The sequence below is a fragment of the Trichocoleus sp. ST-U1 genome (assembly GCF_039961835.1).
Taxonomy (GTDB): Bacteria; Cyanobacteriota; Cyanobacteriia; order Cyanobacteriales; family FACHB-T130; genus FACHB-T130.
In genome coordinates, this window is record NZ_JAMPJZ010000008.1 from 20,285 (window position 1) to 36,964 (window position 16,680).

Genomic DNA, 16,680 nt, shown 5'->3' on the forward strand with positions numbered 1-16,680 from the left:
TCTGTTTCACCCAACACTCGACCGCCTTCAGAGAGATTCCCGATCCCAGAAGGTTCTACTCAAGCTAGGCGAGATATGATTAATAATGTAGTCTACCATACTTACAATTTGATACATCCCGCCACTTAGAAGAGAATTTAGAACTTAAAAGTCAGCTTTAAAAATATACCTTTGACTTTTAACTTCCCATTTCTAGTTGGTTTTCCCAGTGCTTTTTTGGTGTTCCCTATTCAGGCTGTGCATCCGCTCCGTGAAACTCTTAATACAAGGACATTCCCTTTTTTGACATTCTCCTACTTGATTGACTTACTAATCAACCCAGTTTTAGCGTGGTTATCAGTTTTAACGGGCTATAAGTTGCATCTAGCTGTAACGGAGCAGACGCAACAAACATATTACCAATGGTTTATTGGTAAGACATGGAATTTGATGATACTGTGCCGCGTTTGAAAGTCACTTCCCCACCCGCGCTATAACCTGGGCGACATGACTAGGGATGTCCATGAGTGTATAAGTTTTGATCGACAGTGATTCGGTGTCTTACTTTGAGGCGCTATCTAAGGTTGTGAGTAATCGGATTGAGGATGAGCAAAATGACCCCCCGTCGCATTGTGATTGGTGATGTACATGGCCACTACGAAGGCCTGATGACCTTATTGGAAGCGATCGCTCCTTCCTCAAATGACTCGGTTTATTTTTTGGGGGATTTAATCGATCGAGGGCCTCACAGCGCTCAGGTTGTTAAATTTGTTAAGCAAAATTCCTACCATTGTTTGTTGGGCAACCACGAGCAAATGTTATTAGACGTGTTGGGCGATGGACAAATTTACGGCCCAGCGCTGCAAGGATGGCTCTACAGTGGCGGTCATGCAACCGTGAACAGTTATGGGGAAGCGGGTATTCCAACAGAGGATATCGAGTGGATGCGATCGCTACCCGCATATTTAGACTTAGGCGATGTCTGGTTGGTTCATGCAGGCGTCCATCCGCAAATTCCCTTCGAGAAGCAAACCGCTGAGGAATTTTGCTGGATTCGCGAAGAATTTCACAGCATTCCCCAGCCCTACTTCCCCGATAAACTGATCGTTACAGGTCACACCATCACCTTTACCCTGCCTGGAGTTGCACCAGGAAAACTTGCTCAAGGCAACGGCTGGCTTGACATCGATACGGGTGCCTATCACCAGAAAAGTGGCTGGTTGACTGGCTTGGACATCACCAACAGTTTGGTTTATCAAGTCAATGTGGCGCGGCGTCGTGTTCGCAAACTACCCCTGAAAGAAGCAGTGACGCAAATCGATCCATCTCAGGTGAGTCGGATGCGCCGCCAGATGCTCAGACCTTAAATCAGAGGGCGAATTTTTGCTTTATACGCCTGCTCATCCAACCCATCGCCGACATTGGCATCTTCCGGGTCAATGGCACGTTCCAAAGCTTTAATCCGATCCGAGGTTGCCGGATGGGTACTTAAGAATGTAGGCACCGAATTTGCCCTGAGCAGCTTTTCCATGAAAGCCACCATTCCAGAGGGAGCATAACCTGCCCTAATCATGGTTTGCAGTCCCTTTTGATCCGCCTCGAATTCATCTTGCCGACTGTTCGGACGCCGTAGAGCCAAATCCACGCCAATTTGAACGGCTAGGTTGCGATCCAACCCTGCTGCTGCCGCTACGCCGCGAGCTAGCGCACTTTTCCGCATCTGCTCAATTGCATGACGACCGGCAATATGACCGATTTCATGGCTCATGACACTCGCCAACTGAGCTTCATTATCTGCTGCTGTGAGCAAGCCAGTGTTGACGTAGACAAAGCCTCCCATTGTCGCAAAGGCATTGAGACCCTTATCGTTAACGACTTGAAACGTATAAGGAATATCAGGGCGATCGCTCTTCGCCACCAACCGCTGACCAATCTCTTCAACGTAGCGAACAATTTGGGGATTGCGATACAGCCGAATCTCCCGACTGACTAGCTGGTTATTAATTGCCCGACCAATTTGGACTTCCTGTTTATCAGAAATACTCGACAGCTGAATTACCTGAACGCCGCGCAAAATCAAGTCAAACAACGAGATCGCTTGCCCAGACTGAGGCAAACCGACACAAATAAACAGCGCTACCACAGATGAGAGGAACGGATAGAACCAGCGGCTGGAGGAACGACGGGAAAAAAATGACAAGGGGTTCAACTTCATAGCGAATACGAGTGATAATCAAATCGACAGTTGCGATCGGCGACCAGTCTTGACAATTTCAACACTCCCTACCCTGAAAGCAGGCGAGGCAACACCACATTTTAAAAGTCACAATTTCGGGTTCTTGTTCTTCTTCTAGGCATCAGTCCAGCGAAAGAGAATCTATAGAATGCGATCGCATCTCCCCGTAAATGTGACAACAACTTTCATTAGTCTGAAACAAACAGACGTGATTTGAGAATTCTAAGTTGCAGCTTCAACCACAATCGAGAGATTTTGCGATCGCTCAAGCCTGGGCAGAGCCTCAAACTAAGATCGATCCCCGTACAATACTGATTCGGTACTCCTGAAAATTTAGCCATTTTTCATCACTAGATTCGGTGAATGTCCTGATGAACTGGAGGACAAGTTTACCGAAAATTTAAATAGAATCCTGTGCCCCGATAACCAGATGCAAGCTCAAAGCCTCTCCCTAACGATCGCTCAATTAGTCGAGCAATTATTAACTACGCGCAGAATTACTCGCCATGACCAACAACGGCTGATGGCGGCGCTGTTATCGAAGACGGCTCTCAGCTCCGAAGAGCAGATCCAAGTCAACCGAGTATTTGACAGCCTGAAGCAAGGCTACATCCGTGTCGTAGACTAAGTTAGGCAGTCTTTTCAGGAAGGCTTTACAACCAGCCATCTGCCAGCACTCTCTAGGCGACACTCATGGTACTCTGACAAAAGACTGCCGGATTAAGTATCATCTACCTTGTGATTTGTAGAGTTAGAGGTTACTGAATCTCCCCAGTTTTTTAGCTAGAGCCAGGACAATTCTGCATGAAGATTTTGGATTCTCAAGGTCGCTTATTCGGCAAGGTGAGCATCTTAGATGTGGGTGCTGCCTTAGTGATTCTCTCAGTTATTGTAGGAATCTTCTTTTTTCCCGGCACTTCCGGTTCGGTTGCCCAAGTCGGCGTTACCACAAAACCCGTAGAAATGGATTTGATTGTCCGGGGTTTAAATGTGCGAGATCCCCAGGCTTTAATCGACCAGTTCCAGAAGGACAAAAAAACGAATATTATTATCCGCAATCAACCCGCCGGACAGATGGAGATTAAATCCATCAAGATCCTGCCCCGAAGCGTGACCGTCCCGCAACCGGATGGTTCTGTCAAAGCGCTCCCCGATCCTAGACCTGATTCTTTCAGTACCGATATGCTGATGACTTTCGGTACTAAAGCCCAAATCACGAAGGATGGGCCGGTTGTCGGCGGTACCAAACTCAAAATTGGCATTCCAGTAGAACTAGACGGCTCAGGTTATAACTTCAATTCCACAGTCATTGATATCCGGTTCCCAGACTAATCTTGCGGTAGAGAAACCCACTATTTTCTAAAATAATGGGTTTCTTTGACATTTCTAGTCCAGCAAGTCTAGAAATCGCCGGATGAAGCCGATTGTCACCGCAGGCAGTTCCAGTTGGGGCGTCAATCCCACATCATCAAGCGCCTGAAAAACCCGGACAGCTTGCGGATTTAAAGCTGCCAGCCGCCTGCCAACTTCCGGACCCGTAAACTCGGACTTTTCCCCCCACATTATGGCAGTAGGCACGTTTAGCTGAGTTATGTAAAGGGATAGATCGAAGCATAAATCTCCCCGAACAAAAGAGAGCGCTGCATATTCCGCATTGGGTTGTTGGGCAGATTGCAAATAAGCGTCTACGATTTCCTGATATACGCGACGGCTACGAGCAAATTGTCGCTGTTCTAGGAAACTACGGATGCCACCCTCCGTAGCAACGCCCGTGCTATAGAGCAAGCGATCCAGAATGGGCGTAGCAACGAGTTGGGCAAAAAAGCTACGGGTGTAATTTTCCCCAAAGTCAGACAGACCCGCCGGTGTGGTGAGAATCAGGGACTTAAAGAGATCGGGGCGAGCGATCGCAGCTCTAATTGTAAAAGCAGCCGTGAGAGAAGATGCCACGACGGGTACTGGCTCGTTACAAGTCTGCTCGATGAACTCAATAATTGTGTTGATGTAGTCATCTATCTGGTAATTGCGTGCGGGGTGGTCAGACCGACCCCAACCAATTAGGTCGGGTGCAATCACTCGATAATCGGTTGCAAAAGCTGGATAGACTTTCGACCATTCGTAGGCGGATGACCCACCACCAAAGCCATGTAGGAAAACCAACGTGGGCAGATTCTCTGACATGGCTGCATCCGCCGAGCGCCAAGGTGCCCCCTTGGGGGTGTAGTACACCACTCTTCCCAAGGAAGTGACAATCGATTGCATCTCAAAGCCGGGTGGCTGAATCATGAATAAACCTCATTGTTATCGCCACGAGCGCTCATTGTCGCGAATTGTTGAGTGTTAGAACGTCTGACTACTGGTTGATTCCTAACACCCAGTTTCAATCGGCGATGCTCAGTTGAGCTGGTGACTGATACTATTTTAGATTTTTGCTTTAGACTTTGAACGATGAAACGCTTGCATATAGGTGGTTTCAGAATTTCTCATCGGGTAGCGTCAGACCAAACGATCTAGCAGCAAATGCGCCCAGCCTAACTGGAGCAACGATCCTGTAATTTATCCGCAATTTAAAGAAACGATAAAACAACCGTCTTGAAATTAAAGATTTTGCAAATAGTTATCCCTAAAGGCAGATGTAAATTAAGGTAAAAATACATCAGCCGGTTGATAAGACTTTCCGCTATGCCAATCCAGCCGCTGGTTTTTTTCCGCCAAATTAGAAAAAATCAGAGATAATCCAAACGGTAGGGGGTGAAACCCCTCACCGGGTTTTTGCGTATTTAAGTAACAGGGTGTGTGCGATCGCGATGGCAATCGGTCATCAGCCAATGTTGATGACTGGAACATTTCTTCTAAAACTTCCCTCACAAGAAATTAAAAATGCGGAATTTTTTGCCTGAGGGAAGAAGCATTACTCGGAATCAGATCGTAAAAGACGCCCCATAAGTCAAGGAGGCTGAATGAACAGAGGGGGGATTAGTAGCTTCAGGTCGTCACTCCCAAGTGATAGCTCCGTCAAGTCTGGAGATATCTGCGTCGGAGTAATAAACGGCGATCCAGTTCTTGAAAAAGTACATTCACAGAATGTTATGGCAAAGCAATGCAGTCTTCCGTGGGATGAAATCAGCGACTTTAACGCATCCGCATCCGCACCAACAATTGAGTCGCTCAGTGGGTCCACCGTTGTCGCTTCTCCTAGCGAGGAGCCGGCTAGCGCTGACTCCGGCTTCCCCTTACATAAGGGAACCTGCGTTCGCCTCAACATGGAAGACTTGAAATGCTTTGACGTGGTGGAGCGCCAGTTTCAGCAATGGGGTCTCACGTTTAGAAATGCGATCGCTCTCCATCCCTCCAACCCCGCTTTCCCCCCTCGATCTGGCACCACCGTCCTCATGGGTGCCCCTAAAAACGGCTTGATAGAAATTTCCTTTGAGTTTCCGGTTCGCTTTGTCAGCGGCTTTGTCACCAGTTCTCAGCGAACAATTTTATCTGCCTACGACCAGCAAAACCAACTCCTGGGACGCTCGGAGTTAACAGAGCCAAATCTAGCCGGAACGGATTCCAATATTCCTCCGAACAGTCAGCTGAGCGTCGCAGTACCAAATATCTATCGGATCACCTTCTACGCTTTTGATGGCTGTCTGACCGTCGATGACTTGAGCTTTGGTTTGTGAGCGGTCATCGGTCATTGGTTCGTAGTCATTGGTCAACTTGGTAAAACAAAGGACGAATGACTACGGGCTACGAGCTTAGGACTAAAAGGTATTACGATAGTTAACTCGTTAGGTATAATCTATCTGACTTAAGCAGGAAACTTTCGTGGCACAGGCGTCGTCTTGGCGACAACAACTCGTAAACCAGATCCAATTGGCTCTGTCGCAGAAACAATTAAAAATGCCAGTCCTCAAGCTGTTTCCCCGGCACCCAAGTCAGGGATCGGGCAGCTGGCTGGTGGTGAGCGCCGTTGTGGTGGTGATGCTGTTCTGGAACTGGAAGCTCCTACTGGCTACCGGCGCTGGTGTGTTAGTAATGTTGCTGGTTTACCTGATGCAGGAGTGGGACTGGCAAGTACACTGGTCGAGCCTGCAACGGTTTTTTAGTGGTTCCAACCGGCAATTAACGCTTGCCGTTGGCAGTGGCGGCATTGCCAGCCTCAGCACCTATATGGCAGTTTCCATCTGGGTAGACTCTGACAGTCCCTGGATTGCTGCTGGTGCAATTCTTCAAGGTCTGGGCACTCTGGCAACCCTAATCCTCTTGGTCTGGCAAATTATTAGCCGTCAACTGAATCGGGATGAAGCTAACCTGAACCATTGGTTAACGGAGCTGACGCAGGTAGACCCCCTGAAGCGTCTGATTGCGGTTCGCCGACTTTGTGCCTTAGTCACAGAGGCTCGGTTAGAGCGGGAGCATCGACGTAGTGTTGCCGAATACTTTCGGCTGATGCTGAATCAAGAACCGGAAGCGGCGATCCGAGATGCGGTTCTCGATGGCCTGCAAGCATTGGAGAGTAACCAGCCGTTAATTAAAGCTAGTCAACCGTTAAAGACGCCTGTTGTTTTGAAGCGCTCTGTGGCTAAAGTCCGCAGGAAGAATTAAGCAGGGGGGCAGAGGAGCCGAGAGACAGGGAAGAAGCGATCGCCCCCGCCTTAATTTTTGCTTTTTAATATCTCTTTTAATTCTCAAACTTGGGTTCCGCTTTCTCCACAGAGGAATCATTGACTCCTAGCGTCAGCTCTAAAGGCGTTTGGGAAGGATATGCCTTGACAACCTCTCGATAGACATCGTAATTCGTCGGCAAGGTAACACTCTGCCCGTTGCTGCGATAAGTAATTTGGTAATTCACATCTCGCAAAATCTCTGGCTGGCTTGCCTTTTCGGCAGGTTGCAGCCGCTGTTCAATTTCATCAAGCGTGGGTCGTGGTGGCAGTGCAGACCACCAAAGTTCCCGTTCGTCGGGGCCAATTACCGCGCCTTCTGGCTTCTCCCCATTGCGGTTGAGTAAGGAAGTAGAGCCAAAAGTTTCGATTCGCTCTTGATTGCGACCCGGATTAGTCGAGTAACCGACTTTCCAGGTTAAAGTTGTCCGGGCGGTTGCTTCATACTGGTTAGTGGTTACGGTGCTGCACCCAGAGAGAGCAAATAAAAGAGAAGCTCCCGCCAGTATGGCAAAACATGGTCTTTGTTGTTTAAATTGACCTTTGAGACTCACCGTCTGTTGACACCCATTAGAAAAACGACATCAAAGAGCAAATGCAGCTAGCTCCGCTATTTCCTATTGTGTACCGAATTCTTCAGCCTGCCTTTCCCCGTTGTCTGTGGTCGGGTACTGGAAATTCACGAGCGATCGCTCTCACGTTTGATGATGGCCCCCATCCCCAGTACACTCCCGAACTCTTGAAAGTGCTAGACCACTACAACATACCCGCAAGTTTTTTTTGGCTGGGTGTTTGCGTTAACCGCGCACCAGCAACTGCCAAAGAAGTCTACCGGCGAGGTCACTGGCTTGGGCTGCATGGGTACGATCATCGCGCTTTTCCCAAGCTGAGTCCATCTGACCTCAAACAAAGTATGGAACAGACACAGCAGGCGATCCAACAAGCCTGTCAACTCGATCCACAATTTGTTCGTGACGTTCGACCCCCTAATGGTTTGTTTACACCCCAGACTTTAGATTTATTGCAGCAGTGGAACTATCGACCTGTCATGTGGAGCGTGGTGCCGGAAGACTGGGTACAGCCTGGGGTTAGCGTCGTCGTACAGCGAGTTTTGCGGCAAGTCCAAAATGGTTCGGTCATTGTTTTGCATGATGGCTATTATGGAGGTCAAGATGTGGCTGAAACGACCGCCCAGCTAGTGCCTAAACTATTGCAGCAAGGATATCAATTTGTTACCATCGATGCGCTGTGGCAGCAAAGTCAGTTGACCTTTTTAACCTAAAAGGGAAATATATTGATGTTTTCTCTGTCACATTTTGGCTCTTGTTGATTAGAATGACGGAATAGAATTCAGCCATTTGTCGCAACCCATCGCCCATCAAGCGTCAGTAGGATAGAGTTGCATTTAAGCAAAATGCGAAATCAAGCAATATTTTCTCTAGTTTTGCCTAAACGTTCATTACTGCTTAGTGCTACTCTCCCCAAACCTTTGACGCTTAACTATAGGCTATTTATAGAAAGACAGCGCTCAACTGGCTGGAGGCATCACCAAATCAACCAGCGAGTGTTGCTGGTAAATCCTGTACAAGCTAGTTGAAGGAGATGAGATCGGAGTGGGTGTATCAATTCCAATCGGATTATCCATTGGGAAAAGCCGCCTTGACATTAACTTCATATTTGAAGGTTTAAATAAACCAAAAGCGTGCAAGTTTTGTGAGAAAGGCTACAATCGGAAAGGTTTTGAACACTACCAGCATTAACACCTATTTCAACGCGGTTATCGAACGCTGGCGTTGCACGCAAGCGCATTCTCTCTTTTCTCTCATTGAGCCAGTCAGCAAGCGTTGAAAGCTGGCAAGGTATAACGACTGGCTAACTTGTTTTGTAGATTAACTAACACCATCTTCTGGTCTTTAACTGAAGGAGCATGAGGAATTCGGCATGACCCAGGCCAACGACGTACTCGAAATCATCACTCCGCCTGAGAGCGAGTTGGATCTCTTAATTGATGAAGACGCGGATCAAGACGACTTTGTAGACGTAACGCCCGATGAAGACGAAGGTAAGCCTGGTAAGGTCAGTAGATCCCGTCGTCGGGTGCAAACGAAAAAGAAACACTACACTGAGGATTCGATTCGTCTCTATTTACAAGAAATTGGTCGGATTCGTCTCTTAAGAGCCGATGAAGAAATTGAACTCGCACGCAAGATAGCCGACTTACTAGAATTAGAGCGTTTGCGCGAGCAACTGATCGAAAATCTGGAGCGGGAACCGCAGGATATAGAGTGGGCTGAGGGAGTGCTGAAATCTGAGCGAGTCTGGGAACAACTCGCTACTCAGCTAGGGCGAGAACCCCAACAAGAAGAGTGGTCTAAAGAGGTGAAGAAGCGCCTACCAGCGTTCCGACATCGCCTCTATGTAGGTCGCCGCGCTAAAGACAAAATGGTGCAGTCAAACCTGCGTTTGGTGGTTTCGATTGCCAAAAAATATATGAATCGCGGCTTATCCTTCCAAGACTTGATTCAGGAAGGCAGTCTAGGCTTGATTCGAGCCGCTGAAAAATTTGACCACGAAAAAGGTTACAAATTCTCCACGTATGCGACGTGGTGGATTCGTCAGGCAATTACGAGAGCGATCGCGGATCAATCTCGCACCATTCGACTACCTGTTCACCTGTACGAAACCATTTCTCGGATCAAAAAAACTACCAAGCTTCTATCCCAAGAAATGGGTCGCAAACCCACTGAAGAAGAAATCGCTACTCGCATGGAAATGACCATCGAGAAACTGCGATTCATTGCTAAATCAGCTCAGTTACCCATTTCTCTAGAAACTCCCATCGGTAAAGAAGAAGACTCCCGTCTGGGTGACTTCATCGAAGCAGATGGTGAAACCCCCGAAGATCAAGTTTCTAAAAACCTCCTCCGGGAAGATCTAGAAAGCGTCCTCGACACCCTCAGCCCCCGCGAACGGGATGTGCTGCGTCTGCGCTACGGTTTGGATGATGGACGCATGAAAACTCTTGAAGAAATCGGTCAAATCTTCAACGTTACCCGCGAACGGATTCGTCAAATTGAAGCGAAAGCTCTCCGCAAGTTGCGGCATCCCAATCGCAACAGTATTCTCAAAGAATACATTCGCTAGACAATCCTTTTTAGCGAGATAAATAATAGTAGGGGCGGGTTTCTTTACCTGCCCCTACTATTATTTGGGAAACAAAAAACTGGGAGTTCCTAGATAAACTCCCAGCGAGCTTTTGAAATTGACCAAATTTATAAAATTGAAATATATTACATCAGACCCCAGAAGTGAAGAACGCCTTGACCTGTGGTGAGTTCAATCATCATGGCAATGAAAAAGCCGATCGTGGCAAAACGCCCATTCCAATTTTTAGCTTGGGGCGTAAAGCCAATCTTGGTTGCATCGTTGCGGTCTTGAGTTTGCATAGTCTTAACTCTGTAAAATAAACTTTTGTTACCATCTGTACAAGAATGTAACTAAAGAATTGTGAACGCGCAGCAATCTGCTTCGCGAGGCAGATGAATTTTAGCTTTGGTGCGAAAATAAAAAGCACTTGGGCTGGATTTCTGACACTCTCTTCGTTTTGCCGGGGACGACCCCCAGCACCCCTCTCTTTAGGAGAATGATATGTTGCTAAACGCCTCACAACCGCTAAGCGATCGCCTAGACGATTACTACCACCAGATCAAGGCTGTCATTCTCAACCGTCAAAATCCGATTACGGGTCTGTTGCCCGCCAGTACTGCAATTAACGCCCACGGCGACTACACCGATGCCTGGGTACGCGACAACGTTTACAGCATTCTCGCCGTTTGGGGATTGGCGCTAGCTTACCGCAAAGTCGATGAAGATAAGGGGCGCACCTACGAGCTAGAACAAAGCGTCGTCAAGCTGATGCGCGGGCTGTTGTTCTGTATGATGCGACAGAGCCACAAAGTTGAGCAATTTAAACAAAGCCAATCCCTCCTAGACTGCCTGCACGCCAAATACAACACCAGCAGCGGTGATGTCGTAGTCGGCGATGACGCTTGGGGACACTTGCAGTTGGATGCCACCTCGCTATTTCTGCTGATGCTGGCTCAGATGACGGCATCGGGGTTACATATCATCTACGCCATTGACGAAGTCAACTTTGTCCAAAATCTGGTCTATTACATTGGCAGAACTTACCGAACCCCCGATTATGGGATTTGGGAGCGAGGAAATAAGATAAACCGGGGGAATCCAGAACTAAATGCCAGTTCGGTCGGGATGGCAAAAGCCGCTTTAGAAGCAATTAGCGGACTGGATTTATTTGGAGTGCGAGGTTCTCAGGCTTCTGTAATTCACGTGCTGCCGGATGAAATTGCTCGCGCCCGCATGACCCTGAAATCCCTGTTACCAAGAGAATCTAGCTCCAAAGAAGTGGATGCGGCTAGCTTAAGCGTCATTAGTTTCCCAGCCTTTGCGGTGGAAAATATGGAGCTGATGGAACGCACTCGACAGAAAATCATCGACAAGCTGGAGGGACGCTACGGCTGCAAACGCTTTTTGCGAGATGGACACCAAACTGTTTTGGAAGATACCAGCCGCTTGCACTACGAACCTTGGGAATTGCAGCAATTTGAGCATATTGAGTGCGAATGGCCTTTATTTTTCACCTACCTGGTTCTGGATGGCTTGTTTCGAGGAGACATGGAACAAGTTAAGGACTATCAAGAGTGCCTGGAGTTTCTGCTGATTGAGCAGGACGGTTTGCGGCTGCTACCGGAGCTTTATTATGTCCCGGCGGAAAAGATTGAGGCGGAGAGACAGAACCCCCACACCCAACCGCGCCTGCCGAATGAAAATATCCCCTTGGTGTGGGCGCAAAGCTTGTACCTGCTAGGAGAAATGCTGAGTGAAAAGTTAATCGCGGTGGGAGATATTGACCCGCTGGGACGGCACCTGAGTGTGGGTCGGGAAGGAAACCCGATGGTACAAATTGCGCTGCTGGCAGAAGATGAAAAGTTACAGGCTGAATTAGCAGTCCACGGCATTGCAACCCAGACGCCGCAACAACTGGAGCCGATTCAGGTGCGTCAAGCAACAGAACTCTCAGCGGTTTATACCCAAATTGGGCGGAACGACAAGCTGGGACTCACGGGCAGGCCCGTGCGCCGGTTGCGGACTTTAACAACATCGAGGATTTTTCGTATTCGCAGCGAGACGATTGTCTTCTTACCGTCATTTTTGGATCAACAGCAGTTTTACCTGACCCTTGACTACCATTTCTTAGTTGCTGAAATTCAGAGCGAACTTGCTTATATTCAGCGCAATTGGTTTGAGCTAGGGCGTCCTACCATGACGTTGTTGCTGACCCACGCAATGCTGGAAACCGGCTCAGAGGCGCTTCTGGAACTGATGCAGGAGCTAAAAGATGGTTTATGCAATGGGGTTCGAGTGAAATTGGGGCGGCTGAATCAGCTGATGCTGACATCTGGGACACAACGAATTGATTTTCTACACGACTTTGAGTTTACCCAATCGCCGGTTCAAGATGCCGCGACACGACGGTACTACCTGACCAGCCATCCTGATAAAAATTGGCCGCTGGGTAATACTCAAGAATTTATGCTGGAGTGCGAAACCAATTTGGGGTTATTGCTCTCTAGCCTGCGGGAGTCGGAAAACATCTACGAACAAATCGAGTTGTTGCATACCTTGGTGCGGTTGCAGGGATTGGATTTTGATACCGGCTTTGGAGGGCCGGAACAGCGAGTGACAGTGGCGGATTTGCTGGATGAAGTTTACACCAAGGCAGGCACCAGCGAAGCGTCCCCCCACTGGACGGTGGTACGTCATGCGGCTGGGTTACTGAATAAGGTTGATATTGGCTTGTCGGATGCGGTGACGGATATCCTGGTGCGGGGCAAGCAGATTACGGTGGGCAAGGCGTATACTGAGGCGTCGCTGATGGCACGCCCGATGTCTTATACAGAAATTATGGACAAGATCCGCGAGTTCTGTGGGGAGGATATTCGCGATCGCGTCTTCACTCAAGAAATCCTAATTTACCTAGGTCTGCTGATCAAGGGGGAACCTCAGCTATTTGATGGTTTGCTGACGCTGCGGGTGGGATATTTGATCCTGCTGTTGACTAGCGAATTAGCGCACGAGTTGCGCCTGACTCAGGATGAAGCTTACGAACACTTGATGCAGTTAAGTCCTTTTGAAGTGAGAATGCGGCTGCGCCAAGTATTGGCTGGGTATGAGGGGATGAATCAAGTGCTGCGTCAGCAAGAATCCTTACACGTCAAACAGCAGGAACAGGAGATTGAGTGGGTGGTGCCGGTGGAACCCGATGAGGAAGAGGCACCCACTGCTGGGGGTTGGTTGCGACAGCGACAACTAGATGGGGCACTCAATCGAGTACCGAAAGATTTTTATCCCAGCGTTTGGAGATTGCTGAAACACTGCAAAGGTGTAGTAATTGGGGATAAGCTAGAGCGTCGCAATCGTTTGGATAGCCATTTGATTTTGTCAGAAATGACGCCAGGGGAAAAGAATTTTGCTCTGCGAATCGAGCATTTACTCAATAAAATACAGGCACCGGAATACCGAAAGGTAAATATTGAGGCATTAATGGAATTGGCAGCGATCGCTCAAGCGAATCCAGAGCTACAAGTAGAAGAATATATTGTGCTAGATGTGCTAATTGGTCATGCCGTGCGCTTGGCTTGGTTGGAAAAATTTCCAGAAAGAGCAGATCGCTATGACGAGTATAAAGCCGCTGCATGGCGTGCCTTTTACGGCACTTCTCCCAGAGATTGTGCGGCTTCTATTGTCAAAGCGTTCCGCTTCCTGACTCAATTTGGGCAACGCAGTGCTGCATAAAGTTGCTTAGATTGAATATTTGAAACGCAAAGGTACGCTAAGGAAAACGCAAAGGTACGCGAATTTAGATTGATTTCTCTGCGTATCTTTGTGTAAAAAGTAGATATTAGCGTTGAAGTTATATGCTTAATTTTTTCGCTAATTTAATATCATCGAAGTTGGGAAAGGCAGGCGATTCAGAGGATAGCGATTATAGTAAAATTTTACCCCTAGCTACGCTTACCGACTAGCAACGTTTAGGTGAGTTGCCAGAATAGCATTGGCAAAAGATTGAGTTAATTTATGTTTCAAGCTACTCGTCGGCGATTAGCTATTTGGTACACGGCTGTTACAGCGGTACTGCTACTGCTATTTGCTACTGGGGTTTATTTGTATGTCCGCAACACGCTGATTGAGCGCGTGGATGACACGCTCAATCATGTAGTGGAAGTGGTGCAGCGATCGCTCGTGATTGAAACCGCCCCGAATGGCAGTTCATCCGTCAACGTCGAAGCCAGTTTTCGCAACGATGCAGAAGCCGCTGAAGACGACCACATCGACCTAGAGTGGTTTAGCCCCACAGGTGAATTACTCTGGTCAACTCTCTCCGAACCTTTAGATATTCCCATTCATCTCAACCGCACTGGTGAAACCGTGCCGGTCGTTCGGGCTTCCTGGCAAGGGATATTAGACTCGGAATTTTGGTCTTCGGCCAGGGAGGCAACGAAGGACTCCAAGCTGCTTTTGCGACAGGTGACGCAACGAGTGCAAATGGGGCGTCAGGTACTAGGATATCTGCGGGTCAGCCATCCTTGGTTTGAGGTTGCCAAACCGACTCGCTTGTTGATGGTTGATTTGATTTTTGGCACCGGACTAATGTTGATTTCTGTGGCGACTAGCGGCTGGTGGCTTTCCGGTTTGGCGATGGAACCCGTGAGAGAGTCCTACCAACGGCTTAAACAATTCACCGCTGACGCCTCCCACGAACTGCGGAACCCGATTGCCATGATTCAAACGAATGTGCAGGTGGCGCTGGACGATCCCGATCTTGTAGAAGCATCTGGGGAGGCACCCATCCATTACCGACAACAGCTGAAGGTTGTAGAACGGCTTACTAGGCGTTTAGGGCGTTTGGTGGACGATCTGCTATTTCTGGCGCGGCAGGATAGTGGCATGAAACAACGCACTTGGGTTCAAGTTCACCTTGATGCCTTGTTGATGGAGGTGATTGAAGAACAACAGCTAGTCGCTGCGGAGAAAGGTGTCAAGCTATCTCTCGATTTTGGATTGCCAATTTTAAATATGGGAATGATTGAGGAAGAAAATCTCCCCTCTCAAATCCCAAATCCCAAATTTGAAGAGGATGCCTTTGCTATTGAAGGTGACTGGGATCAGCTGGCGCGTCTCTTCACAAATCTGGTTAGTAACGCCCTGCAATACACTCCAGCAGGGGGTAAAGTTGATGTGACATTGCAATGGATCGATACCATGAATCGCCTCGCCACGAAACGCCACGGGATGCCCCATCTGCAAGTCAGAGTCAGCGACACTGGCATCGGCATTCCAGAGTCGGCACTGCCACACATTTTCGACCGATTCTATCGAGTCGATCCAGCCAGAACTCATATCGCGGGAAATACAACGGTAACGGGATCTGGATTAGGGTTAGCGATCGCGCAAGCAATTGTTGAAACGCACCAAGGTCACATCCAGATTGAAAGCATTCTCCATCAAGGTACAACCGTTACCGTCACTTTACCGGCAGCCACAGAAGAATATTAGGAAGGACAAATTCATTCATCTTTCATCCCCTTCCTCATCCTTCCGAAGACTCTACTTTAGAAATGCTTCCCCTGGCAGATGCAGGGATCAAGCTTGACCTACTAATTTCTTGAATAGCGGCTAAGGCAATTTAGCCAAATTTAGACCCAAAAGTGGTTTTGAGACTCTCTTTGAGTTTCAATTGCTCTACTCGTTATATACGAGCGCTTTCTTATGGCAAGCTTAGGGCAAAGCGCCACGTTTACTAAATCCAACATTCAAAATATAAGGAGATTCTGATGACAATACCCTTAAGAGAAGATGTTGCCTACATTTTACTCAAAAAAATTCACGAAGGTGACAGCGAACCGGGTAAGCATGAAGTAGCCTTCACGGCGGCAGACTTCGCTGGTAGACAAGTCACAGAAACCGACCTGATGGGGCACTTAGATTATTTAAATCAAAAGCAGTATATCGATGCTGAATTTACTGGCAATGCTTACGCTAATCAGGAAGATACCACGGATGTCGTTAATCCGAAAGAGTTCGACTTCCGCATTGCCAATTCCTACGATCCCTCTGATGGTTTAGCACCTCATCTAATTAAATTTAAAAGTGCCAGACTGACCGAAAAAGGGCAACGCCTGTTGGAAAAAATGGAGGAAAACCCGCCAGCAGCCCTTAAGGAAGGTCCTGTGGTTCCCATTGCCACAAAAGATATGCCCTTCCTAGAGAAAGTGATGTTCAGGGGCGAACTGGAAGATATCTTTGATGCTAGAGATATCAGTGAGGTTGTGTTCCGTACCATGCGGGATATGATGACGAATGAAGCCGCCGATCGGGTGACTTCTGAACTGCATGAACCAGTAGAACCGACAGAAGATAAGGCGCTGCAAAACGAAATTGCTGACTTGTGGCAGGATACCAATCCAATTGTCCATTTCCTTAGCCGGATTCGTCCTCCCCTGATCATTAAGGCTGATACTTTTCTATTCCGGATTCGCCAAGAAGCAGGTTTGCCGCAAGGGGTAGAACCAGAAATGGCAATTAAGGCTGTGTTCTCGGCGACAAAAGATGAATTGTCCGAAGAACGGATTCAGGAAATTGCTGGCTTCTTACCCGACAAAATTAGAGAACTCTGGGAGCAAGCCTAACTTTTTGAAAAAGGCAAAAGTAAAAAGAGCAAATTCT

Annotated in this window: 15 protein-coding genes; 10 read left to right on the forward strand and 5 right to left on the reverse strand. The window is 48.0% G+C overall.

Features of this window, described 5'->3' with window-relative positions; genetic code table 11:
- Positions 1-584: 584 nt before the first annotated feature.
- Positions 585-1,346, forward strand: a complete 762-nt coding sequence (locus NDA06_RS04945; RefSeq protein ID WP_190984547.1) for a metallophosphoesterase — start codon at positions 585-587, stop codon at positions 1,344-1,346.
- Here the strand turns inward: NDA06_RS04945 and NDA06_RS04950 are convergent.
- Positions 1,343-2,194 (reverse strand): M48 family metallopeptidase, encoded by an 852-nt coding sequence (locus tag NDA06_RS04950; RefSeq protein WP_190984548.1) that lies wholly within the window; start codon positions 2,192-2,194, stop codon positions 1,343-1,345. The two genes, NDA06_RS04945 and NDA06_RS04950, sit on opposite strands and share 4 nt — an antisense overlap.
- Positions 2,195-2,645: 451 nt before the next feature.
- Here NDA06_RS04950 and NDA06_RS04955 point away from each other — a divergent pair, with 451 nt between their 5' ends.
- Positions 2,646-2,843, forward strand: coding sequence for a hypothetical protein (locus tag NDA06_RS04955; protein ID WP_190413431.1), 198 nt, complete (start codon positions 2,646-2,648; stop codon positions 2,841-2,843).
- Between the two features lie 176 nt (positions 2,844-3,019).
- On the forward strand, positions 3,020-3,547 hold the full coding sequence (locus NDA06_RS04960) for a DUF4330 domain-containing protein (protein WP_190413433.1): 528 nt from the start codon (positions 3,020-3,022) through the stop codon (positions 3,545-3,547).
- Between the two features lie 54 nt (positions 3,548-3,601).
- Here the strand turns inward: NDA06_RS04960 and NDA06_RS04965 are convergent, their stop codons facing one another.
- Together NDA06_RS04965 and NDA06_RS04970 are read right to left on the reverse strand one after the other, a co-directional pair.
- Complete coding sequence (locus NDA06_RS04965) at positions 3,602-4,501, reverse strand: alpha/beta hydrolase (RefSeq protein WP_190681478.1); 900 nt, start codon at positions 4,499-4,501, stop codon at positions 3,602-3,604.
- Positions 4,502-4,855: 354 nt separating this feature from the next.
- Positions 4,856-5,062 (reverse strand): hypothetical protein, encoded by a 207-nt coding sequence (locus NDA06_RS04970; RefSeq protein WP_190413438.1) that lies wholly within the window; start codon positions 5,060-5,062, stop codon positions 4,856-4,858.
- A 242-nt stretch (positions 5,063-5,304) separates the two neighbouring features.
- Here NDA06_RS04970 and NDA06_RS04975 point away from each other — a divergent pair, with 242 nt between their 5' ends.
- Complete coding sequence (locus NDA06_RS04975; RefSeq protein WP_190530001.1) at positions 5,305-5,889, forward strand: hypothetical protein; 585 nt, start codon at positions 5,305-5,307, stop codon at positions 5,887-5,889.
- A 145-nt stretch (positions 5,890-6,034) separates the two neighbouring features.
- A complete protein-coding gene (locus tag NDA06_RS04980; protein WP_190530003.1) occupies positions 6,035-6,814 on the forward strand; it encodes a hypothetical protein in 780 nt (259 codons plus the stop codon).
- Positions 6,815-6,890: 76 nt separating this feature from the next.
- On the opposite strand, the gene NDA06_RS04985 is transcribed toward NDA06_RS04980, so the two are convergent.
- The gene (locus tag NDA06_RS04985; protein WP_190413766.1) at positions 6,891-7,379 is read right to left on the reverse strand and encodes a hypothetical protein; all 489 of its coding nucleotides are present in this window, start codon (positions 7,377-7,379) and stop codon (positions 6,891-6,893) included.
- A gap of 89 nt (positions 7,380-7,468) precedes the next feature.
- On the opposite strand from NDA06_RS04985, the gene NDA06_RS04990 reads away from it, so the two are divergent.
- Both NDA06_RS04990 and rpoD read left to right on the forward strand, forming a co-directional pair.
- The gene (locus NDA06_RS04990) at positions 7,469-8,155 is read left to right on the forward strand and encodes a polysaccharide deacetylase family protein (protein ID WP_190530005.1); all 687 of its coding nucleotides are present in this window, start codon (positions 7,469-7,471) and stop codon (positions 8,153-8,155) included.
- A 659-nt stretch (positions 8,156-8,814) separates the two neighbouring features.
- Complete coding sequence (gene rpoD / locus NDA06_RS04995; protein WP_190413446.1) at positions 8,815-10,017, forward strand: RNA polymerase sigma factor RpoD; 1,203 nt, start codon at positions 8,815-8,817, stop codon at positions 10,015-10,017.
- Positions 10,018-10,163: 146 nt separating this feature from the next.
- On the opposite strand, the gene NDA06_RS05000 is transcribed toward rpoD, so the two are convergent.
- Entirely contained in the window at positions 10,164-10,319 is a 156-nt protein-coding gene (locus NDA06_RS05000) for a chlorophyll A-B binding protein (RefSeq protein ID WP_190530007.1), read from the reverse strand.
- 202 nt (positions 10,320-10,521) lie between these two features.
- On the opposite strand from NDA06_RS05000, the gene NDA06_RS05005 reads away from it, so the two are divergent.
- From NDA06_RS05005 to NDA06_RS05015, 3 genes are all read left to right on the forward strand, one after another.
- The gene (locus NDA06_RS05005; RefSeq protein ID WP_190530009.1) at positions 10,522-13,749 is read left to right on the forward strand and encodes a glycoside hydrolase family 15 protein; all 3,228 of its coding nucleotides are present in this window, start codon (positions 10,522-10,524) and stop codon (positions 13,747-13,749) included.
- Between the two features lie 282 nt (positions 13,750-14,031).
- The gene (locus NDA06_RS05010; protein ID WP_190984549.1) at positions 14,032-15,510 is read left to right on the forward strand and encodes an ATP-binding protein; all 1,479 of its coding nucleotides are present in this window, start codon (positions 14,032-14,034) and stop codon (positions 15,508-15,510) included.
- Positions 15,511-15,788: 278 nt separating this feature from the next.
- The gene (locus NDA06_RS05015; protein WP_190413454.1) at positions 15,789-16,643 is read left to right on the forward strand and encodes a DUF2267 domain-containing protein; all 855 of its coding nucleotides are present in this window, start codon (positions 15,789-15,791) and stop codon (positions 16,641-16,643) included.
- Positions 16,644-16,680 lie beyond the last annotated feature (37 nt).